This is a genomic window from Cupriavidus sp. MEYA8 (genome assembly GCF_059278825.1).
In genome coordinates, this window is record NZ_CM181222.1 from 245,708 (window position 1) to 265,920 (window position 20,213).

A 20,213-nucleotide genomic window follows, 5' to 3' on the forward strand; every position below is an offset into this window, starting at 1 on the left:
GGGCTGCGGCACGGTGCCGGCGCCCCGCTTTTCCTGGCTATCGGTTGACCAGCCGGGCGGGTATTGTCCAGATGCAGAAGGCGCCCAGCAGCAGCATCCCGGCGATCATGTAGTACGCGCTGTTGCCGCTCTGGATCACGTCGCGCAGGTAGCCGATCATGTAGCCGCTGGTAAAGCCGGCGAGGTTGCCGATCGAGTTGCTCATGGCGATGGCCGTGGCTGCCGCCGCGCCGCTGAGGAAGGCCGTCGGCAGCGACCAGAACAGCGGCGTGCAGGTCAGGATGCCGGCTGCCGCGATCGACAGGAACACCAGCGACAGCGCGGTGTTGTGCATCACCCAGGGCAAGGCCAGGAAGCCGATCGCACCCATCATGCACGGGATGATCAGGTGCCAGCGGCGCTCGCGATGCTTGTCGGCACTGCGCCCGAAGAAATACATCGAGACGATCGCCGCCATGTAAGGAATCGCGCTCAGCAAGCCGATATGGAACGGGTCGCTGACCCCGGTGGACTTGATGAAGGTGGGCAACCAGAGCGTGATGCCATACTGCCCCGTGACATAGCAGAAGCAGATCAGGCTGATCAGCCAGACGCGCGGATCGGTGAAGACCTTGCCGACGCGTGCCTGCGGGTCCGCCGCCTTGACATCCTCGGTCTTGGCCAGCTCGAGGACCTGCTTCTCCTCGCCGGTCAGCCACTTGGCCTTGGCAATGGAGTTGTCCAGGTAGTAGAAGCAGAAGCATCCCAGCAACACCGCCGGCACCGCCTCGATAAAGAACATCCATTGCCAGCCGCCCCAGCCGGCCACGCCGGCCATGCTTCCCATCAGGTAGCCGGAGAGCGGGTTGCCGATGATGCCTGACAGCGGCGATCCCATGCAGTAGATGGCCATGATCTTGGCGCGCCGGTGCGACGGGTACCAGCAGGACAGGTAGTACACGATGCCTGGCGTGAAGCCCGCTTCGGCCAACCCCAGCAGGAATCGCAGCGTGTAGAACTGGGCTGGCGTCTGCACGAAGGCGAAACACGCGGAAAGGATCCCCCACGTGATCATGATCCGGCCGATCCAAACCTTGGCGCCGAACTTGTGCAGGGCCAGGTTGCTGGGCACCTCGAACAGGAAGTAGCCGATAAAGAAGATACCGGCGCCCAGCCCGTAGATGGTTTCGCTGAAGCCCAGCTGCTGCGACATCTGGAGCTTGGCAAAACCTACGTTGACACGATCGAGATAAGCGATCAGGAAGCAGACCATCAGGAATGGCACCAGCCGCCAGCTCACCTTGCGATAGGTCGCGTCCTCGAACGACCTGATCCTTTCTCCTGCCTGCAGGGTTGTATCCACAGCGTCTCCTCTCTTTTTTTGTCAGGTACGGCAGTGCTGTGCTGATCCGTTGCGATCAGCCTGGCGGGGGGGCGCTGCGCATGCGCTGCGCCCGCCCCCGCCCCGGATGGAGGTGGCTGCGTCAGGCAGCAGCCTGGAGCGACAGCGGCGTGGTGTGCGCGGCGAGATAGTCCATGGCGGCAGCCGTGCCGCTAGCGACAACCGGCACACCAGAGATCTTCAGGCCCATTTCGCAGCCGGCCAGTGTCGCCATCAGCGTCAGGTCGTTGCAGTCGCCCAGATGGCCGATGCGGAACATGCGGCCCTTGACCTTGCCCAGGCCGGCGCCGAGCGACATGTTGAAGCGCTCGTAGATGTTCCTGCGCACCACGTCGGCATCGATGCCGTCGGGCATCATCACGCCGGTCAGCACCGGGCTGTAGACGGCGGGGTCCGCGCACTGGATCTGCAGGCCCCAAGCCTTGACTGCGCGGCGGCAGGCTTCGGCCAGGCGCTGATGGCGGGCAAAGACGTTGTCCAGCCCCTCTTCCAGGATCATGTCGAGGGCTTCGGACAGGCCATAGTGCAGGTTCGTGCTGGGCGTATAGGGCCAGTAGCCGGTGCGGTTCATCTCGATGATCTCGTCCCAGCCCCAGAAGCTGCGCGGCAGCCGGGCCGTGCGAGACGCTTCGATGGCCTTGGGCGACACCGCATTGAAGCTGATGCCCGGCGGCAGCATCAGGCCCTTCTGCGAGCCCGATACGGTCACGTCCACGCCCCACTCGTCATGGCGGTAGTCGGCCGACGCGAGCCCCGAGATGGTGTCGACCAGCAGCAGCGCGGGATGTCCGGCAGCGTCGATGGCGCGGCGCACGGCGGCGATATCCGACGTCACGCCGGTCGAGGTTTCGTTGTGCACCACGCACACGGCCTTGATCGCATGCGCGCTATCGGCGCGCAGCCGGGCTTCGATCATGTCGGCCTGCACCCCATGGCGCCAGCCCTCCACGCCTGGCAAGCCAAGGAACTCGGGCCGGATGCCGAGGTTCTCGGCCATCTTCTTCCACAGCGTGGCGAAATGGCCGGTCTCGAACATCAACACGGTGTCGCCGGGGCTCAGGGTGTTAGACAACGCCGCTTCCCAGGCCCCGGTGCCCGAAGCCGGATAGATCACCACCGGATGTTCGGTCTTGAAGATCTTCTTGATGCCATCCAGCACCTTCAGGCCTAGCGCGCCGAATTCCGGCCCACGATGATCGATGGTCGGGTAGCTGATGGCGCGCAGGATGCGATCGGGCACCGGGCTCGGCCCAGGGATCTGCAGGAAGTGGCGGCCAGCGGGATGGAAGTTGAGATTGAGCATTTGACTCCTCCGATTGAGTTTTGAATGCAAAATACTTTAGCAGAGGAAATCGTGAGAAATCGGCCTGTCCGAGCTAGCGTTTACCCGCCATAAACCCGGTAGTACAAGGGTTTACGCGGGAATTACGCGGATTTTTGAGTTTCCGTGATGTGTCTGCTAGAATCGCATGCAAACGCGCGTAAGGAATTTTGAATGCCAAAAGAAGACGCCCGCGGCCTGGATTCGCCAGCCCCGGTCCTGCCCAAGCTCGAACGCCAGCGCCTTCATGACATGGTGGTGGCGCACCTGCGGACATTTATCGTCGAGGGGGTGCTGGAGCCAGGCCGCAAGCTCAATGAACGGGAATTGTGCGAGACCCTCGGCATCTCGCGCACGCCGCTCAGAGAGGCACTGAAGGTGCTCGCCGCCGAAGGGCTGATCGATATCTCTCCCAATCGCGGCGCGACCGTATCCCGGCTGTCGACGGACGAAATACTGGATACCTTCGAGCTGATGAGCGGGTTGGAAGCCTTGTCGGGCGAACTGGCCTGCGCGCGCATCACCGCTGTCGAACTGGCGGAAATCAAGGCGCTTCACTACGCGATGCTGGCGTGCAGGGCAAACGAAGACCTGCCCGGCTACTACAACCTGAATCACCAGATCCACGACCGCATCAACCTTGCGGCACGCAATATGGCACTGCGCCAGACCTATCTGTCAGTGAACCGGAAGCTGCAGGCACTGCGCTTCCGTTCAAACTACCAGAAGCCGAAATGGGACAGCGCCATCCATGACCACGAAGAGATGCTGGTGGCCCTGGAAGCCCGCGATGGCAAGCGGCTTGCCGCAATCCTGCGCCAGCACCTGCTAGACAAGCGCGATGCCGTGCTGCTGATCCAGGCGGGCGCGGCCAGCGGCATGCCGCAGGCCTAGTACCAAGGCGAAGATCAGGCGCCGTCGTTTGGCGGCTCGCCTCCTCTCCCACGAGACACAGCATTGAACTTGCCGGCATCATCGACGGCTACTGACAAGTCCAGGCCCATGCGTATCGCCCTCCTGAATCCCAATTCCAGCCAGCACATCACCGACCGCATGCTTGCAGAAGCCAGGCGGGCCACCGGCGACGCGTGCGAGATTTTCGGCCTGACCAACGCCGCAGGTCCCGCGGTTATCCGGTCGCGCGTGGACAATGCCGCTGCAATCGATGGCTTGCTGAAAATGGCCCGGACGCTGGATGCCAATGTCGAGGCCGTGATTCTGGGGGTTTCGATGGACACTGCCCTTCATGCATTGCGGCAGATGCTTGAGGTCCCTGTTGTCGGAACGACCGAAGCGGCCCTGGCAACGGCAAGCATGATGGGCGGCAGGATCGGACTGTTGACCGTCGGCCGCGCCTTGACGCCGTTGTACGGAGAACTTGCGGCCTCATACGGCTATGCCGGACGCGTGGCCGGCATCCGCGGCATCGAAACGGCAGCGCCATACGGCGCCGGACTTGCGCAAGAAGTCGGCGCAATGATGCGCGATGCCATCACTTCGCTCAGCCGGGACGACGGCGCGGACGTGGTCGTCACCGTGGCTGCCGCATTGTGCGGCTATGTCCCGGCGGTTGCCGCGCAGGCAGACGTGCCGCTCCTGGACGGCATCGCTTGTGCCGCCGTGCAGGCAGAGGCGCTCGCAAAACTAAGGCCACGCAAGGCCACCTACGGCAGTTTTGCCGCGCCCGGCCACTGAATCAAATCAGGATGCCGCCGTCTGCACAAGCTCGTCGACGCCAGGCTGTTCTTTCGTCCGGCTCTGACTGGTCTTGTTGACGCTGCCCTCCGGAGCGCACTCGCTCGGCATAACGCCTTGGTTGCGAAGGTGGGCGGCGACCGTCTCGCACCAATTGAGCAACTGGTGCTTGTCGAGATCCGCGACTACGTCTTCACCGAAGAGATTCGAAAGCTCAAGCGCGACTCCTGAAAATTCGGCGCCGTCGTCCCGAATGGTCAATACCCCGTCGCCATCCTGGTCGCACATCTCTATCCTTGTGGCAGACATATCCGATACCTCCTGGAGCTTCGTAACCGTCACTTGACTGGTGGCCGCTACTTCAGGCAGTTGCTCGCCTGGCCGGCGTATCAATGCTAGAGGATCGGCTTCCCTGCGACCAAGGGGAGTAACGGGCCTCGCGGTATTCCGCATGCCCGGGGTGGCTTGGCCGCAAGGATCGCCGGCGCGGCGCTAAATCGACGCAGACTTTTCTTGCATCCGTCCGGATACTGTATATATTTACAGTAACTGTATGGATGAACAGTAGGAGTCTGGCCATGGAACACCTGATCCGCGTGCAAAACGACTACGACCGCCAGGTGCTCGCCTGGCTGCGCGGGCGCATCGGCGATGCCGCGCTGCAGACCGTGGCGCTGCGCCTGGGCCGCGAGCGCAAGCCCTACCTGTCGACGGTCTGCCGCAGCCTGGGCATCCGCCCGCCCGGCCGGCGCCAGTTCGCCGCCGAGGCCGCGCGCATGCACCGGACCGTTGGCGACCAGTACCTGGCCCGCATCCGCGAGATCCTGGGCCAGCGTCCGGGCGATTCGGCCAGGGATGCCGCTTGCCGCTAAGTCTCGCCGGCGCGCGACCAGCCCCGCTGCCAATGTGGCGCGGGGCTTATTCTTTTGGTCCGGCCAGCGCACTATCCGCAGCCTTGCCGGCGTGCGACTGACTATGATCAGAGTTATGCGACCGCCCTTGCGCGGCGCTCCGACACAACCACCGGACACTGTCATGAGCAAGATCGGCTTTATCGGGCTTGGCGTGATGGGCAAGCCCATGGCGCAGCACATCGTCGACGGCGGGCATACCGTATTCGCCCATACCCGCAGCGGCGTGCCGCAGGACCTGCTGGATGCTGGCGTGCAGGCCTGCAGCAGCGCCGAGGATCTGGCGCGGCAATCGGACACCATCATCCTGATGCTGCCCGACACGCCGGATGTGGAGCAGGTGCTGTTCGGCAAGGAAGGCGTGGCCGACGGCCTTGCCGAGACCGCGGGCGGCGTCACGGTGATCGACATGAGCTCGATCTCGCCGATCGCCACGCGCGAGTTCGCGCGCTGCATCGAGGCGCTGGGCGTTGACTATGTCGATGCGCCGGTGTCCGGCGGCGAGGTCGGCGCCAAGGCCGGCACGCTGTCGATCATGGCTGGCGGCAAGCAGGAAGTGTTCGACCGCGTGCTGCCGCTGCTGCAGCTGATGGGCAAGAACATCGTGCGCGTAGGCGAAGTCGGCGCGGGCCAGGTGGCCAAGGTGGCCAACCAGGTGATCGTGGCCCTGACCATCGAGGCCGTCGGCGAGGCGCTGGTGCTGGCCGCGCGCGCCGGCGCCGATCCCGCGCGCGTGCGCGAGGCACTGATGGGTGGCTTTGCCAGTTCGCGCATCCTCGAGGTCCATGGCGAACGCATGATCAAGCGGACCTTCGACCCGGGCTTCCGCATCGCCTTGCACCAGAAGGACCTGGAACTGGCGCTGTCCACCGCACGCCAGCTGGGCGTGGGACTGCCGAACACTGCCTCGTGCCAGCAGCTGTTCAATGTCTGCGGCGGCCTGGGCGGTAGCGGCTGGGACCATTCCGCGCTAGTGCGGGCGATCGAGCACCTGTCGTCGTTCGCCATCGGCGACACGCCGCTCGCGGCCTAAGCCCAAGCCGCTCTGTCTAGCGTGCATACACCCCCTGGCCCGCATGCCGAGTGCGAACACCATCCTGCTGACCACCCTGGCCATGCTGGCCTTCGCCGGCAATTCCCTGCTATGCCGGGTGGCGCTGGAAGGCACCACCATCGACGCGGCCAGCTTTACGCTGGCGCGCGTCGCCGCAGCGGCAGCGGTGCTGTGGGTCATCGTGGTGGTGCAGCACCGCGTGCTGCGAGCGGACACGGCAGCAAGGTTTCCGCCGCTGGCCGGCAACTGGGTCTCGGCGCTGGCGCTGTTCTGCTACGCCGCGGCGTTTTCGTTTGCCTACCTGCGCCTGGGCGCCGGCACCGGCGCGCTGCTGCTGTTCGCTGCCGTGCAGGCCACCATGACGGGCTACGGGCTGGCGGCCGGCGAGCCGCTGCGCATGCAGCAATGGATCGGCCTGGCGCTCGCGCTTGCCGGGCTGGTATGGCTGCTGCTGCCGGGACTGGCCACGCCGCCGCTGTTGTCGTCGCTGCAGATGATCCTGGCTGGCGTCGCGTGGGGCATCTATTCGCTGCACGGCAGGCGCAATGCCGATCCGGTAACGACCACGGCCGGCAATTTCCTGCGCGCGGTACCGCTGGCGCTGGCGCTGTCCGCGGTGATGCAGGCGCAGCGTTCGCTGGATCGTGCGGGCCTGGTGTACGCGCTGCTGTCCGGCGCAGTAACGTCCGGGCTTGGCTACGTGGTCTGGTATGCGGTGGTGCCGCGCCTGCGCGCGGCCACCGCCGCGACGGTGCAGCTGAGCGTGCCGGTCATCGCCGCGGCGGGCGGCATCGTGCTGCTGGGTGAAAGGCTGACGCTGCGGCTCGCCGTCAGCGCGGTAGCCGTGCTCGGCGGCATTGCGCTGGTGATCGCCGGCAAGGCCCGCGGAGCACGGGTGCTGCGCTAGGCCGCGCCGGCGTCGATGCGCGCCACCCCTTCGCCGAAACCACCGCCATGGAACACCAGCGGCGCACCTGGCGCTGTGCCATAGGCCACCACCTCGACCACGAACACCACGTGGTCGCCGAGCGAGCGTACCGAGCGGTGCCGGCAGATGAACGTCGCCAGCGCGCCGGCGAGCAGTACCGTGCCGCACGGCCCGGGGCGGCAGTCGACGCCGGCAAAGCGGTCGACATCACGGTCCGCAAAGCGCCGGCACAAGGCCAGTTGCCCGCTGCCGAGCACGTTGATCGCATGGCAGGGCGCGGCGCGCAGCGCCGGCAGGCTGCCGGAAGCGCGCGCCAGGCACCACAGCAGCAGCGGCGGCGCGAGCGATACGGAAGTGAAGGCGTTGATCGTCACGCCCACCGGCAGGCCCTGCGCATCCGCGGCGGTCACCACCGTCACGCCGGTGGCGAACTGCCCGAGCGCGTCGCGCAGCGCGCGCCGTGCCCGGACGTCGTGGCCCATGCCGCCGGAGGCCCCGCCCAGGTCATCGCAGCCGCTGTCGTTGCAGGCCTCGGTGGCAAACGGCAGCGGGGCTGGTGCGGGCATCATTGCGCGGCCTGCCGCACCTCGCCGGGAGGCGCATCGATATCCAGGCCCAGCGCCATGCGCCCCGCATACTCCTGCTGGGCACCGGCCTGCAACGGATGGAAGCGCGCGCCCTGCGCATCGCGGAAGCGGCGCTCCAGCCCGGCGTCGCGATAGAAGCCGGCACCGCCGGCCAGGTCCATGGCCGCTTCCACTGTCGCCAGCACCGCGCGCGCCGCCAGCGTACGCCCGCACATGATGCGGTTGGTGGTCACCGCACCCGGCGCCTGGCCCGCCGCGGCGTCGAACATCGTATCCAGCGCCATGCGCGCGGCTTCCGCTTCGTTGCAAAGGCGGCCGGCCGCTTCCACCGCATGCGCGTTCAGGCGCCGCTGCCGCGCCAGTTGCAGCGCAATGTCGCGCGCTGCCTCGGCAATGCCGACGTAGACCGCATAGATCAGCGGCAACGCGATCATCGAGACCGTATGCATCATCGGATGCCAAACACCTTGCGGGCGGCGCGCGGCGATGGCGGTGTCGGGCACCAGCACGCCTTCGAGCATCACATCGTGCGAGCCGGTGCCGCGCATGCCGAGCGTGTGCCAGTTCGACATCACGCTCACACCGGGGGTCTTCATGGGCAATGCGAAATGCAGCACGGTTGGGCCGGATTCGGGATCGTCATACACCGCGCAGGTCATGAACAGGTCAGCTACCGGCGCGCCGCTGGCGAAGATCTTGCGCCCGTCCACGCGGAAGCCGCCATCGACGCGCGTGGCCTTGCCGCTGCCCTGCAGCCAGTCCGAGCCACCGCTGCCCAGCAGCACCATCTGCTCGCCCGCCACGCGCTTGAGCAGTCCTTCCACCGGCGCCTTCTGGTTGCGCCAGCGCCATGCCGCGGTGGCTACCGGGTGCGTGTGCATGGCAAAAGCCAGCGCGGTCGATCCGCAGTACTTGCCCAGCTCGCGCAGCACGCTGCCCAGCTCCTGGTGCGACAGGCCGGCACCGCCCAGTTCCTGCGGCACGGCGGCGGCAAAGAACCGGTGCGCGCGCAGGTCGTCGTAGTTCGCGCTGACGAACTGCCCGCTCGCGTCGATCTCGGGGGCGCGGGTGTCGAAGGTGCGGCCCAGCGCCGCGGCAAGTGCGAGCCAGTCGGCCTGCGCACCTGCGCTGGCATCGGGGGCGGTAACTGTTTCCATGGTGTTGTCTCCGGCTTGTCTGATCCGTGCCCGGCTGCCGTTGTCCGGCCCGTAGCACGGTGCTAGTATCGGAGCCTGGTCCCCTTGCCCGTATGATCGGGCGTCCGGCTTTCTTGCGCGAAACACCGGATCTGGAGGAAAGTGACCATGGATGCCTTGTCCGACCTGCTGCGCGCCGTGCAACTGAGCGGCGCGGTCTTCCTCAACGGCGAATTCAAGTCGCCGTGGTGCCTGGTGTCTGAAGCGGATGCTGAATTGCGCGCCGCCTTCCTGCCCGGCACCGATCGCGTCGTCTCCTACCACCTGATTACCGAAGGCGTCTGCTGGGCCCGTCTGGTCGGAAGCACGGGGCCGGGCGTGCGCGTCGAGAGCGGCGAACTGCTGGTGGTGCCGCAGGGCGAGCCGCACGTGCTGGGCAGCGACCTGCACCTGCAGCCGGTGCAGTCCGCGCCGCTGGTCGCGGACATGCTGCGCAACAGCCCGGGCGAAGTCATGCGCGTGTCGTACGGCGGCGGTGGCGAGACCACGCGCATGGTGTGCGGCTTCCTCGGATTCGACGACACCATGGGCAACCCGCTGCTGACCTCGCTGCCGCGCCTGTTCAAAGTGGGGCTCGACAACGGCATCGAATCGGCATGGCTTGCCACCGCGCTGGCCTTCGCCACCTCGGAAGCCGCCGAGCCGCGAGCGGGCACCGCCACGGTGCTGGCCAAGCTGTCGGAACTGCTGTTCGTGCAAGCGGTACGGCGCTGCATCGACACGCTACCGGACAACGAAAGCGGCTGGCTCGCCGCGCTGCGCGACCGCTACGTGGGGCGTGCGCTGTCGCGCATGCATGCGCGCCCGGCCTACCCGTGGACAGTGGACGAACTGGCCGGCAACGTCGGCCTGTCTCGCTCGGCGCTGGCGCAGCGCTTTACCGACCTGCTCGGACAGCCGCCGATGCAGTACCTGGCGCACTGGCGCCTGCGCACCGCAGCGGCGGAACTGCGCAGCGGCAACCGCTCGATCGGCGAGATCGCCGGCGCGGTCGGCTATGACTCCGAGGCGGCTTTCAGCCGCGCCTTCAAGCGCGAGTTCGGCCTGCCGCCGGCAAGCTGGCGCCGCAGCCGCACCGACGAAGAACGCGTGGCGGTCACGGCCGCGCACTAGATCCGCGCTCGGAAATTCCCGCGAACGAAAACGGCCCGTGCCTGGAGCACGGGCCGTTGTCCTCTGCGCCTGCGATCGGCAGGCGATTACATTTTCTGCTTGGTGCTTTCCGCCGCGCCTTGCACCTTCTCGCCGCCGCGTTCGATATCCTTGCCTGCACCGGCCATGGTGTTGCAGCCCGTAACCAGCATCACGCCAGCGAGGGCAAACAGTGCGAACAGCTTTCTCATGACGATCTCCTTGCTTCGTGTGGAAGCGGCATGCGCCGCCAGGATGGAATAGCTCGGGATGGCTTGACCGGGCAGCTTCATGCCCAACCGGCAATTGGATCGTAGCAACCGCCAACCGCGCGAAAAGTCGGCTTTCGTCCTACCCCGATGTCAGCCGACGGCGCGACATGTCCACGCGGTGTAGGACAGCGACCGATACCCGCGCGCCGCGGCTTCGCTTAGAAATGTAGGTCCACACCTGTCCACTTCCCGGGAGACCGCCATGACGTCACGCAGCATCCACGTGCTTCCTGCCGCAACCGACAATGACAATGCCGCCCGCGACGGCGAATGGGCCCTGACCATTGAAGGCATGGATGGCATGGATGGCATGGGCGCTGACGAGGAAGCCACGGCGCTGCATTTTCCGACCCAGGAAGCCGCCATCGCCGCGGGCTGGATGCGGGCGCGCCAGGAGGGCGTGTCGCTGTGCATCCATGGGCGCGACGGCCTGGTGCGCGAGCGCAAGATCTACTGCCGCGACCCCAGGGCCATCTCCCGCCTGGGGCATTGAATCCGGTACGGTGGGGCTGGAAACGCCCAGCCCGCTCCCGGCATTCGCTCCCGGCATTTCTCGCCATCGCCGGCAATAGTTCATTGCGCGGTCAACATTGAATTAGATCAACGGCGCAGAAATTGCAGCATGCAATTGACGGGTTCAGTGCCAATACTAAGACCAGGCACTTACAGAGACCCGTCATGTCCCGAATCCTCAGGTTCCGCCCGCTCGACATCTATCCCGACCCGCTCGAGGCCAGGATCGCCGAATTACACGAAATGGCTACCGATGTGCATGCCAGGCAGGCCCGCCGATGGCGCCGCCAGAACGCGGCCGCCGGGGTGGCCGGCGGCGCGGAACACCGGCTTCCATATGGCAATCCGCAAACCCGGCACTGAAGGCCTCCCCATGCTTTGAAAGCCTTCCCTGGACACGCCACAGAATGTGAACAAGTGTCATATCGGGTTGGCAAAGCTATGACCCTTGCGGAAGAATGGATTCCCGCATCCTTATGGCCCCAACGGGTCAGGCGGATGCCCAATCCTCTGACGCAGCGACATGGATCGAACCACCCGGGAATGCGTGCTGGCGCTGATGAACAGCCTGCGTGCCAAGGGGCCCATGCCCCGGCACCGGCTTGCCGCCGCCAGCCGCCTGAGTGCCGCGGAACTGACCCGCGCCCTGAAATCGGCCCGCCAGATGGGCGTCGTCGCTTATGCGGGGGAGCCGGACATGGCCGCGCAGGCCGACAGCTTGCTGGTACTGACCGGCAGGCCGCTGCCGCCGCCGCGCAAGGTCACGCCGGCCGCACGCGACAACTCGCCGCACTTCCAGCCGCTGCTTGACGCCTGGGGCATTGCCCGCCCGGGGCGCCGCCAGGCACCGTAAGAATTGCCTGCGCCCCATGCGCCGGCAGTGCGCTTCTTACAAAAGCAGGTAAAGCGGACACCTGCGGCCAAGCGTTGAACAATCGGCGCACACATGTCGCGGATGCATCGTCCACGCAGCGCGCCCGCCTCACCGTCATTCCCGTAGCGGTGTGCGCCGTTTTCCATCGCGGCAACGCTCCCCGGTCCCCCGGCCCACCCTCCGGTATGGAACTTGCGCGACGCTTGAGGCTTATCCCCCTGAGCGTTCGAAATGTCGCCACCGAATCCGCCTGGCACGGCCACGCAGCCACCGCCGGACACTTCGCATGCATTGCAGGAACCACCCCCGTTCAAGCTGGAACCGGGACGCAACTGCTGGTGCGTCGAACCTTGCCGGCGCTTTGCCATGCTCGTCGACGGGGATGCCTATTTCCGCGCGCTGCGCGAAGCGTTGCCGCGCGCCGAGCACACCATCTTCATCCTCGGCTGGGACATCGACAGCCGCATGGAACTCGTGCCCGAAGGCGCGCAGGACGGCCTGCCCGACGGGCTGCGCGACTTCCTCTGCGCGCTGGCCGACCGCCGTCCCGAACTGCGCATCTACATCCTGAGCTGGGACTACGCCATGGTGATGGCGATGGAGCGCGAATGGCTGCCGTCGGCCAGCGCGCACTGGCAGGCGCACCGGCACCTGTCGTTCCGCCTCGACGGCAACCATCCCCCGGGCGCGTCGCACCACCAGAAGGTAGTGGTGATCGACAGCAAGGTCGCCTTCGTCGGCGGGCTGGACCTGACGCTGCGCCGCTGGGACGACAACAGCCACGCGCCAGGCGCGCCGCTGCGCGTTGCCGAAGGCAAGCCCTATCCGCCCTTCCACGACGTCCAGTGCGCGCTCGATGGCCAGGCCGCCGCCGCGCTCGCCATGCTGTGCGCGGCGCGCTGGCTGCGCGCGACGGGCCGCAGGCCGCGCCCGCCGGCGGCAACCTCCTCGGACCCCTGGCCGCCCAGCCTGGCGCCGGAACTGACCGATGTGCGCGTCGGCATCGCCCGCACCATGCCGGTGTGCGAGGACGAGCCAGGCGTGAGCGAGATCCGCATGCTGATGCGCGATGCCATCGCCTCGGCCCGGCACAGCATCTACATGGAGAACCAGTACTTCAGCTCTGGCGAGATCGCCAAGGCGCTGGCCGGACGGCTGGGGCGCGAGGACGGCCCGGATATCGTGCTGGTGTCGCGGCGCAACGAAAGCGGCTGGCTGGAGGCGCACAGCATGGGCGTGCTGCGCGCGCGCCTGTACCGGCGCCTGCGCGCGGCGGACAGCTGGGACCGCTTCCACCTGTACTGCCCGACGATCCCCGGGCTGCTGCCGGAATGCGTCAACATCCACAGCAAGGTCACGGTGATCGACGATGATTTCCTGACCATCGGCTCGTCCAACCTCAGCAACCGTTCGCTGGGACTGGACACCGAGTGCAATGTGGTGGTGACCTCGGGCGGCGACCCGCGCGTGCGCGAGGCCATCGCGGCGATGCGGGCGCGGCTGCTGGGCGAGCACCTGGACGTCACGCCCGAGGCATTCCAGGCCAAGGTGGCCGAAACGCGCAGCCTGCTGGCGGCCATCCGCGCGCTGCAGCAAAAAGATGGCCGCACGCTCGAGGACTATGCGCCGCCGCTGCCGGACGACCTCGATGCCGCGTCGCCGGCCGACCACCTGCTCGACCCGATCGAGCCCATCGACAGCGACCAGGTGCTGGCGGAGTTCGTCAGCCACGAAGCGCGCCCGCGCGTGATGGGCCGGGTCGGCGTGATGGTGGCGCTGGCGCTGGTGCTGGCGGGACTCGCCTTCGCCTGGCGCTATACGCCGCTGCGCGAATGGGCGGATTTCCGCGCGCTGCTGGCCGTGGTCGAGCGCCTGGACGATATGCCCATGGCGCCGCTGGCGATGATGGGGATATACGTCGCCGGTGCCGTGACCATGCTGCCGGTGACGCTGCTGATCCTCGTGACCGTGGTGGTGTTCGGGCCGCTCTACGGCGCCGCGCTGGCGCTGGGCGGCACCATGCTGAGCACCGGCGCGGGCTACCTGGCGGGCCGCCTGCTCGGCCGCAATACCGTGCGGCGCTTCGGCGGCCGGCGGCTGAACCGGGTCAGCCACCAGTTGGGCAGGCATGGCGTGCTGGCGATGGTGGTGCTGCGGCTGGTGCCGATCGCACCGTTCTCGCTGGTCAACCTGGTGGTCGGCGCCTCGCGCATCGGCCTGCGCGACTGCCTGGTGGGCACGGCGCTGGGGATGCTGCCCGGCATCGTGATCTCGGCCTTCCTGGTCGACCGCGTTGCCGCCGCGGCGCGCAACCCGGGGCTGGCGACTTTTGCCCTGCTGGCGCTGGTGCTGTTGCTGCCGGCATCGCTGCTGCTGGTGCTGCGGCGCCGGCGGCGGCGCAATGCCGAACGCAACAAGGCGGAACGGCACCGGCCAGTGAATCAGCAGGACAGCCAACCGGGCAACCAGCAGAACAGCCAGCAGGACGGCGATCAGGACAGCCAGCATGACGACCAGCATCGCGGGCCAGGCGGTCCCGGGCGCCGGATGGCGCGCGTCGCCCACGCCGCGGGTGAGCGCACCTGAGCGTCAGGAGCGGGCGCCGCGCTAGCGCTTGCGACGGTAAGTCGCCTTCATGATCTCGGTCCACTCGCCGTTCTCGCCCTGCATGAACGACGTCAGCGTCCGTTCGTTGTCATCCTTGAAGGCAATTACATCGCGGTACTGGACCGTGCGGCCATTGCCCGAGCAGTCCGGTCCCTCGGCACGCAGCGTCAGTTGCTGGCCGCCCGCATCGAGGTCGCCCTCGTAGACCCAAAGGTGGGTCATCATCGAGCCGATAAAGGTGCCGACGAAATGCTTGCGGGCCGGATCGTAGCCCAGCGTCATCACGGTAGTGGCGGGGCCGCAGCCCGGCATGTCGCCCTGCGCCGTGCCCTGCACCCAAAGCTCGCCGATACCGGTCACGCTCTCGGGGATCTGCCACTTCTGCGCAGGCTGGTCCGGTCCCATCACGGCCTCGCCTTCGGCCATCCATTCGCCCGCCAGCCGTTGCAGCCAGCGGTGTTCCTTCTGTGCTTCGGTCTTCATTCAGGGTCTCCTAGCGTTTGCGGCCACCATCCCCGGCACCGGCATTTGTGGATGCCGTACACATAGACTAGCAAAGGAAATGGACAGCATCCACATTTCTTTGCGGCACACCGCGAAAGGTGGCACTGCCTGGGCTGTCGGCCGGATTTACTGCGGCAGCCGCACCTTGGGCACCACAAACTGGTTGCCCGGCGCGCGCATGACGTCGCACTGGACCTTGGCCTTGCGCACCGCGCCGTCCTGCGCGAGGTACTCGACGTCGCCCACTACGCTGTACGCGTCTTCCGCGACCTTGCGGGTCTTGGCGCCGACCCACTTGAAGCTGCCGGGGTTGGGCAGCGCGGCCTTGACGGCCTTCATGCAGGCGATCGGGGCTTCGGGGGCCTCGTCGCGCCCGCGCGGCTTTGGCGCTTCATCCCCAGCCTGCGCGGCCTGCACGGTTGCCGCGCAGCCAAGCGACAGCAACAGCACGAGCGCGGCGGACAGGGAACGCTGGGAAAGCGACGAGCGCGGCGAAAGCATCTTGGAGACTCCTGGACCGGGGGGCAAAAACTGCACGGGCGCCACATTTTAACGCCGACACCCATGCCGGTCAGTCCGCCGGCGCGTTGTAAAAGTTCCCAGGTCGCCACTGGTGCCCGGCGTGCTACAGTGATCCGCGCACCCCGACCTGCCCGCAAGCATGAAAACGCTGTTGATCGTCTATCACACCATGACCGGCGGCACCCGCCAGATGGCCGAGGCCGCCGCCGCGGCCGCGCGCACGCAGGAAGGCGTCGCCGTGGTGCTCAAGCGTGCGGCCGAAGTCGGCCCGGACGATGTGCTGGCCGCCGACGGCTACCTGTTCGCCACGCCGGAAAACCTCGCCGCCATCGCGGGGATGATGAAGGACTTCTTCGACCGCTGTTATTACCCCGCGCTGGACCGCATCAACGGCCGCCCCTACGCCACCATGATCTGCGCCGGCAGCGATGGCCAGAACGCACTGCGCCAGGTCGAGCGCATTGCCACCGGCTGGCGCCTCAACCCCGTTGCGCCCGGCCTGATCGTCTGCACGCACGCGCAGACGCCGGAGCGCATCCTGGCCCCCAAGCAGATCGAAGCGGACGACCTGGCGCGCTGCGCGGCGCTGGGCGAGGGCCTGGCGGCAGGGGTGGCGCTGGGCGTGTTCTGACCGGCCTGGAGCCTTGGCCAGCGTGACTCCCGTCCGGGAACGGGATTTGCACCGCCATGTCATCCGCCCCCTGGGCGCACCTGCGCGCAGCGCCATGGAAGATCCCGAAGTCACTGCGGCCGAAGCCCGCCGCGATCCCCTGGACAGCACCGCCCGCGGCCCCATGCGCGTGGTCGAGGCGCTGACGCAGACCGCCCTGGTATTGATGGCCGCCACGCTCGCCTGGGTGCTGTGGCGGCGTACCGATGCCTTTGCCTGGTTCGGCTCGCTCGCCCCGGCGGCATGCGCGGCGCTGGCGCTGCTGGCGACGATCGTGGCACTGCTGGGCGTCTGGTTCGGCATACATGCCTGGCGGCGCGTGGGCTGAGGCAACTGCAGGCTGGCGCCACGTGTGGCTAAACCTTACAACGCGGCGGTAAGAATGCCCTCCGCTGCCCGTCCCCGGAGGCCATCGTGGCTGATACTCCCTCTAATTCCCCATCCCCGGCCCGCGCCGGCCTGCTTGCCGTGGTCACCGGTGCCTCGTCAGGCATCGGCTACGAACTGGCGCGCTGCTGCGTGCAGCACGGCTATGACCTCGTCATCGCCGCCGATGAGCCGCAAATCGAAGTGGCCGCCGCGCAACTGCGCGACGAGGGTGCCCAGGTGGAGGCGCTGGTGGCGGACCTCTCCACGCCGGCGGGCGTGGAGCAGCTGTGCGCGGCCGTCGATAACCGCCGGGTCGACGTGCTCTGCGCCAATGCCGGCCGCGGCCTCGGCCACGCGTTCCTGGACCAGGACTTTGCCGACATCCAGCGCGTGCTGGAAACCAATGTGACGGGCACGGTCCACCTGTTGCACCGCATGGGCCAGCGCATGCGCGAGCAGCGCAGCGGACGCATCCTGATCACGGGATCGATCGCCGGCTTCACGCCCGGCACTTACCAGGCGGTGTACAACGCCACCAAGGCGTTCCTGGATTCGTTTTCATACGCGCTGCGGCACGAATTGCAGGGCAGCGGCGTAACCGTGACCTGCCTGATGCCCGGCGCGACCGAGACCGAGTTCTTCGAGCGGGCCGACCTGCTCGACACCAGGATCGCCCAGCAGAAGAAGGCCGACCCGGCCGATGTGGCACGCAGCGGCTTCGATGCGATGATGCGCGGCGAAGGCGAGGTCATCACCGGGTGGCAGAACAAGCTGCGTGCGGCGATTGCCATGGTCACGCCGGCCGACGTGCTGGCCGAGCGGCATCGCCGCATGGCGCAGCCGCGCAGCGAGGCAGACGATCGCTTGCCGCCGGAGGAACCACTTAAAGGAGCAGCAGGAGGAGCGCGCCGCGACGCTTGAGCCAGACGGCAGAGGGGCCGCGCCAGCGGCGCGCCCCTTCTCATCGCATATCGCAGATAACGTGGCAGATCAGATGCGCGTCGTGCCGCCGGTGCTGTCCCGGCCGGCACCCGGGCCGCCGCTGCCCGCCTCCATGCCGCCGCCATAGCTGCTGGCGCTCGACCCGGTCGCGCTGCCCGAACTGCTGACGCCGCTGACATGGCCGCGCCCGCCTGCGGCGGATCCGGTGCGGCGCATATCCCCTGCAGCCTCCCTGACACCCTCGGAAATCCCCGAGACGCCGAACGGCCCGGCCGCGCCCATCCGGATCCCGTTATGGACCTCGCGCACGCCGAATACGTCGTCGGCGATGTCTTCGATGCAGTATTTCTGGTGGCGATCGCGGACATTCCCGCTCAACCGCACCACGCCGCCCTCCACGTCGACCTCGACGTCCTGCACGTCGACATGGCGCGCATGGGCCAGCCGTTCGCAGATTTCTTCACGAATACGCTCGTCGCTGCGCTGGTAGCCCTTCGGGCCGACGCGGTCGCGCCCACGCAACGGCTGGCCAGATCTGCCTTCGCCCCGGTCATACTCGCTTCGGTGCGAGGCCATGCCGCCCTGGCGCCCGGTCATGGCCTGGCCGCCGCGGCGGCTTTCGCCCCACTCGTCGCGCACGTTTCCGCCCTGGTCCGGGCCGCTGGCGCGCCACGCTTCATCTTCGTCCCACGGCGCGCGCTGGCCGGAACGCTGCCAGTCTTCGCGGCCACCCTGGCGGCTGCCGTAATAGCCCTGCCCACGCACATCGTCGCCATGGCGCTGGCGGCCTTCGTAGCGCCCTTCGCCATAGTCGCGGGCCGGCCCGCCAGACTGCCCGTAGCGGCCTTCGCCATAGCCGCGCGGGTCGTCCGCGCCTGCGCGGTGCGGCGCCTCTTCGTCGCGCCACCAAGAGCTGCTGCCTTGATTCCGGAATGGATGCATGGTTCGTCTCCTGCCGATCGGAACTGCGGAATGGAAACTGCGGCGCCGGCATGCAGCGGCGCCGCACCGCTTGCCTGAGGGCGCAAGTTCCGTTCCACTGCGGCAGGCATGTCGCGCGGCCGCGCGCGGCTTGCAGTTCACGCCGGCGCAAGCCAACGCAAAGGCGGGCGCCCTGTAAAAAGCGCCCGCCTTTGTAAGGCATCCTTGCGATGCCGGAGAAACCCCGGATGTTCCTGCAAGGGACCCGGCCTGGATCCCGATGATGCATCGCCTCAGGCGGCGAGTGACTCCGCAAAGTCCAGCGCGGATCCGCTGCCGTCCTGGTCTTCCTGCATGATCAGCCCGACGCCACGCCGCTTTGCCGCGGCTTTGCCGATATTGACGGCGACGTCCCGATCCTCGCAATGAACCAGGCCCTTGCGTGCACTTTCGACCGTCAGTTCCCAGCCTTGGGGCGTCTGCCTGATGAGGAAGTTCGCAGCCATGGGTCGCTCCCGAGTCGTTTACGTGTTCTTGAAGGGTAGCGCATGGGTGCCACGGCAAAATCGGCGTCCGTCCTATAGCGTGTGGGCACTCCTCCTACACGCCCGGCATGAAAGCGCCTCTTGATTCATATCAGAGTCATAACTAAACGGAGGTCCATAAAATCCATCGCAATTCAGCGAAAACAAACCTGGGAGACGATGGATTTGCGCACTGCCACAACCCCGCCGTCCGCCGCCAGGAGCGTGCTGCATGACGTGGAGCAGACCCAGCTGGCCATCGAACTGATCGGGCTGGGCGCGCGCCTGCAGGTGCTGGAATCGGCGCTGTCGTTGCCGCGCGGGCGGCTGGTCCGGTTGTACAGGGAATTGCGCGGGACATCGCCGCCAAAGGGCATGCTGCCCTTTTCGACCGACTGGTTCGTGACGTGGCGGCCCAATGCGCATGCGTCGATGCTGCTCAATGCCTACCGCTTCATGCGCGACGCCGGCGGGCTGGCGGGTATCCGCGCGCTACTGTCGGGCTACCGCGTCTACCGGGAGCAGCTCTCCGTCACCGGGGAAACCGCGGAACTCAGCTTCACGCGCGCCTGGACGCTGGTGCGCTTCCACGAGAACGGCATGCTGCAGCTGGCACGCTGCCGGCGCTGCGCAGGCGACTACGTGGTCCAGGCGAATGGCCCGCGCCGGCACTACGTTTGCGGCATGTGCATGCCGCCCGCGCGGGCCGGCAAGGGCCGCAAGGCGGCCGCGAGCACGGTGGCCTGAGCGCGCCGGTGGCAGGCATTGTCTCCTGCCGCACTGTCAGCGCCGCCGCGCCCTCCCAAGATTGGCAAGCCAGCCAAACCGGCCAGCCGCGCGCATGCACGCGGTCTTCACGATTGCCTCGGGAGCCCCGCCGATGTTCAGGATCAACCTGCTGTCCCGCATACTCGGCGCCGCTGCGCCCTCCCAGGCCGCCAACGATGCCCACAACCTGGCGCCAGCGCCTGCCGTGCCGCCCGCGCCTGCCGTCACCGCGCCCGCGGCGCCGGCCAACCCGGACCTGCTGGCCACCAACCTCAAGACCCAGGGCGATGCCATGGTGCAGTATGGCGCGCGCCTGCTGGTGATACGGGAACTGCTCGCCGCCCTGGCCGCCGGGCTGCCGCCGGCAGCCCAGGCCGGGGTGGAACGGCGCTTCCGCGTGCGCGTCGACCAGTTGCTGGCGCTGACCGACGACCGGGGCCTGCCGGCGGAATTCCACGACACCCTGCTGGCTGAAATCAACTACTACCTGGGCGAACTGAAGCACTGAGGGCGCAGCGCTTCA

The 20,213-nt window shown here is 67.3% G+C and carries 25 protein-coding genes; 15 read left to right on the plus strand and 10 right to left on the minus strand.

The window, feature by feature from the left end; genetic code table 11:
• Positions 1 to 37: 37 nt before the first annotated feature.
• Positions 38 to 1,342 (minus strand): MFS transporter, encoded by a 1,305-nt coding sequence (locus AC5WJ1_RS18195; protein WP_494476848.1) that lies wholly within the window; start codon positions 1,340 to 1,342, stop codon positions 38 to 40.
• A gap of 121 nt (positions 1,343 to 1,463) precedes the next feature.
• Positions 1,464 to 2,684 carry a pyridoxal-phosphate-dependent aminotransferase family protein gene (locus AC5WJ1_RS18200; RefSeq protein WP_494476849.1) on the minus strand — a complete coding sequence of 407 codons (1,221 nt, stop codon included), beginning with the start codon at positions 2,682 to 2,684 and terminating at the stop codon, positions 1,464 to 1,466.
• A 192-nt stretch (positions 2,685 to 2,876) separates the two neighbouring features.
• Here AC5WJ1_RS18200 and AC5WJ1_RS18205 point away from each other — a divergent pair, with 192 nt between their 5' ends.
• A complete protein-coding gene (locus AC5WJ1_RS18205; RefSeq protein ID WP_133095179.1) occupies positions 2,877 to 3,596 on the plus strand; it encodes a GntR family transcriptional regulator in 720 nt (239 codons plus the stop codon).
• Between the two features lie 108 nt (positions 3,597 to 3,704).
• The gene (locus tag AC5WJ1_RS18210; RefSeq protein WP_133095180.1) at positions 3,705 to 4,397 is read left to right on the plus strand and encodes an aspartate/glutamate racemase family protein; all 693 of its coding nucleotides are present in this window, start codon (positions 3,705 to 3,707) and stop codon (positions 4,395 to 4,397) included.
• Positions 4,398 to 4,403: 6 nt separating this feature from the next.
• Here the strand turns inward: AC5WJ1_RS18210 and AC5WJ1_RS18215 are convergent, their stop codons facing one another.
• A complete protein-coding gene (locus tag AC5WJ1_RS18215; RefSeq protein ID WP_133095181.1) occupies positions 4,404 to 4,685 on the minus strand; it encodes a hypothetical protein in 282 nt (93 codons plus the stop codon).
• Between the two features lie 290 nt (positions 4,686 to 4,975).
• Between AC5WJ1_RS18215 and AC5WJ1_RS18220 the strand changes: the two genes are divergently transcribed.
• The 3 genes from AC5WJ1_RS18220 (at position 4,976) to AC5WJ1_RS18230 (ending at position 7,269) form a co-directional block, all read left to right on the plus strand.
• The gene (locus tag AC5WJ1_RS18220; protein WP_133095182.1) at positions 4,976 to 5,269 is read left to right on the plus strand and encodes a CppA family protein; all 294 of its coding nucleotides are present in this window, start codon (positions 4,976 to 4,978) and stop codon (positions 5,267 to 5,269) included.
• Between the two features lie 163 nt (positions 5,270 to 5,432).
• Positions 5,433 to 6,341, plus strand: coding sequence for a 2-hydroxy-3-oxopropionate reductase (locus tag AC5WJ1_RS18225; RefSeq protein ID WP_494476850.1), 909 nt, complete (start codon positions 5,433 to 5,435; stop codon positions 6,339 to 6,341).
• A gap of 43 nt (positions 6,342 to 6,384) precedes the next feature.
• The gene (locus tag AC5WJ1_RS18230; RefSeq protein WP_133095184.1) at positions 6,385 to 7,269 is read left to right on the plus strand and encodes a DMT family transporter; all 885 of its coding nucleotides are present in this window, start codon (positions 6,385 to 6,387) and stop codon (positions 7,267 to 7,269) included.
• On the opposite strand, the gene AC5WJ1_RS18235 is transcribed toward AC5WJ1_RS18230, so the two are convergent.
• Positions 7,266 to 7,859 (minus strand): flavin reductase family protein, encoded by a 594-nt coding sequence (locus tag AC5WJ1_RS18235; protein WP_133095185.1) that lies wholly within the window; start codon positions 7,857 to 7,859, stop codon positions 7,266 to 7,268. The two genes, AC5WJ1_RS18230 and AC5WJ1_RS18235, sit on opposite strands and share 4 nt — an antisense overlap.
• Positions 7,856 to 9,034: an acyl-CoA dehydrogenase family protein gene (locus AC5WJ1_RS18240; protein ID WP_135703813.1), complete on the minus strand. Its 1,179-nt coding sequence runs from the start codon at positions 9,032 to 9,034 to the stop codon at positions 7,856 to 7,858. Before AC5WJ1_RS18240 ends, AC5WJ1_RS18235 begins: the two co-directional genes overlap by 4 nt.
• A 147-nt stretch (positions 9,035 to 9,181) precedes the next feature.
• Here AC5WJ1_RS18240 and AC5WJ1_RS18245 point away from each other — a divergent pair, with 147 nt between their 5' ends.
• A complete protein-coding gene (locus AC5WJ1_RS18245) occupies positions 9,182 to 10,186 on the plus strand; it encodes an AraC family transcriptional regulator (RefSeq protein WP_133095187.1) in 1,005 nt (334 codons plus the stop codon).
• A gap of 86 nt (positions 10,187 to 10,272) precedes the next feature.
• On the opposite strand, the gene AC5WJ1_RS18250 is transcribed toward AC5WJ1_RS18245, so the two are convergent.
• Positions 10,273 to 10,416 carry an entericidin A/B family lipoprotein gene (locus tag AC5WJ1_RS18250; RefSeq protein WP_010809655.1) on the minus strand — a complete coding sequence of 48 codons (144 nt, stop codon included), beginning with the start codon at positions 10,414 to 10,416 and terminating at the stop codon, positions 10,273 to 10,275.
• 262 nt (positions 10,417 to 10,678) lie between these two features.
• Between AC5WJ1_RS18250 and AC5WJ1_RS18255 the strand changes: the two genes are divergently transcribed.
• From AC5WJ1_RS18255 to AC5WJ1_RS18270, 4 genes are all read left to right on the plus strand, one after another.
• Positions 10,679 to 10,969 (plus strand): DUF2188 domain-containing protein, encoded by a 291-nt coding sequence (locus AC5WJ1_RS18255; RefSeq protein ID WP_135703812.1) that lies wholly within the window; start codon positions 10,679 to 10,681, stop codon positions 10,967 to 10,969.
• Positions 10,970 to 11,154: 185 nt separating this feature from the next.
• On the plus strand, positions 11,155 to 11,352 hold the full coding sequence (locus AC5WJ1_RS18260; protein WP_133095189.1) for a hypothetical protein: 198 nt from the start codon (positions 11,155 to 11,157) through the stop codon (positions 11,350 to 11,352).
• 160 nt (positions 11,353 to 11,512) lie between these two features.
• Entirely contained in the window at positions 11,513 to 11,842 is a 330-nt protein-coding gene (locus AC5WJ1_RS18265) for a hypothetical protein (protein ID WP_371704286.1), read from the plus strand.
• 252 nt (positions 11,843 to 12,094) lie between these two features.
• Positions 12,095 to 14,449: a VTT domain-containing protein gene (locus AC5WJ1_RS18270; protein ID WP_494476851.1), complete on the plus strand. Its 2,355-nt coding sequence runs from the start codon at positions 12,095 to 12,097 to the stop codon at positions 14,447 to 14,449.
• A gap of 21 nt (positions 14,450 to 14,470) precedes the next feature.
• Here AC5WJ1_RS18270 and AC5WJ1_RS18275 read toward each other — a convergent pair whose 3' ends face one another.
• Positions 14,471 to 14,953, minus strand: coding sequence for a DUF1579 domain-containing protein (locus tag AC5WJ1_RS18275; protein ID WP_135703810.1), 483 nt, complete (start codon positions 14,951 to 14,953; stop codon positions 14,471 to 14,473).
• A 147-nt stretch (positions 14,954 to 15,100) separates the two neighbouring features.
• Entirely contained in the window at positions 15,101 to 15,475 is a 375-nt protein-coding gene (locus AC5WJ1_RS18280; protein ID WP_135703809.1) for a DUF2880 domain-containing protein, read from the minus strand.
• Between the two features lie 160 nt (positions 15,476 to 15,635).
• Between AC5WJ1_RS18280 and AC5WJ1_RS18285 the strand changes: the two genes are divergently transcribed.
• The 3 genes from AC5WJ1_RS18285 to AC5WJ1_RS18295 all read left to right on the plus strand — a co-directional run bounded on the left by AC5WJ1_RS18285 (position 15,636) and on the right by AC5WJ1_RS18295 (position 17,456).
• Positions 15,636 to 16,127 carry a flavodoxin family protein gene (locus tag AC5WJ1_RS18285; RefSeq protein WP_135703808.1) on the plus strand — a complete coding sequence of 164 codons (492 nt, stop codon included), beginning with the start codon at positions 15,636 to 15,638 and terminating at the stop codon, positions 16,125 to 16,127.
• A gap of 94 nt (positions 16,128 to 16,221) precedes the next feature.
• Complete coding sequence (locus AC5WJ1_RS18290; protein WP_063240779.1) at positions 16,222 to 16,494, plus strand: hypothetical protein; 273 nt, start codon at positions 16,222 to 16,224, stop codon at positions 16,492 to 16,494.
• Positions 16,495 to 16,580: 86 nt separating this feature from the next.
• On the plus strand, positions 16,581 to 17,456 hold the full coding sequence (locus tag AC5WJ1_RS18295; protein ID WP_240745771.1) for an SDR family NAD(P)-dependent oxidoreductase: 876 nt from the start codon (positions 16,581 to 16,583) through the stop codon (positions 17,454 to 17,456).
• 69 nt (positions 17,457 to 17,525) lie between these two features.
• Here AC5WJ1_RS18295 and AC5WJ1_RS18300 read toward each other — a convergent pair whose 3' ends face one another.
• Together AC5WJ1_RS18300 and AC5WJ1_RS18305 are read right to left on the minus strand one after the other, a co-directional pair.
• Positions 17,526 to 18,419: a BON domain-containing protein gene (locus tag AC5WJ1_RS18300; RefSeq protein ID WP_494476852.1), complete on the minus strand. Its 894-nt coding sequence runs from the start codon at positions 18,417 to 18,419 to the stop codon at positions 17,526 to 17,528.
• 272 nt (positions 18,420 to 18,691) lie between these two features.
• The gene (locus AC5WJ1_RS18305; RefSeq protein WP_135703806.1) at positions 18,692 to 18,904 is read right to left on the minus strand and encodes a hypothetical protein; all 213 of its coding nucleotides are present in this window, start codon (positions 18,902 to 18,904) and stop codon (positions 18,692 to 18,694) included.
• 198 nt (positions 18,905 to 19,102) lie between these two features.
• Here AC5WJ1_RS18305 and flhC point away from each other — a divergent pair, with 198 nt between their 5' ends.
• Both flhC and AC5WJ1_RS18315 read left to right on the plus strand, forming a co-directional pair.
• Positions 19,103 to 19,669 carry a flagellar transcriptional regulator FlhC gene (gene flhC, locus AC5WJ1_RS18310; RefSeq protein ID WP_133095196.1) on the plus strand — a complete coding sequence of 189 codons (567 nt, stop codon included), beginning with the start codon at positions 19,103 to 19,105 and terminating at the stop codon, positions 19,667 to 19,669.
• Between the two features lie 133 nt (positions 19,670 to 19,802).
• On the plus strand, positions 19,803 to 20,198 hold the full coding sequence (locus AC5WJ1_RS18315; RefSeq protein ID WP_135703805.1) for a hypothetical protein: 396 nt from the start codon (positions 19,803 to 19,805) through the stop codon (positions 20,196 to 20,198).
• Positions 20,199 to 20,213 lie beyond the last annotated feature (15 nt).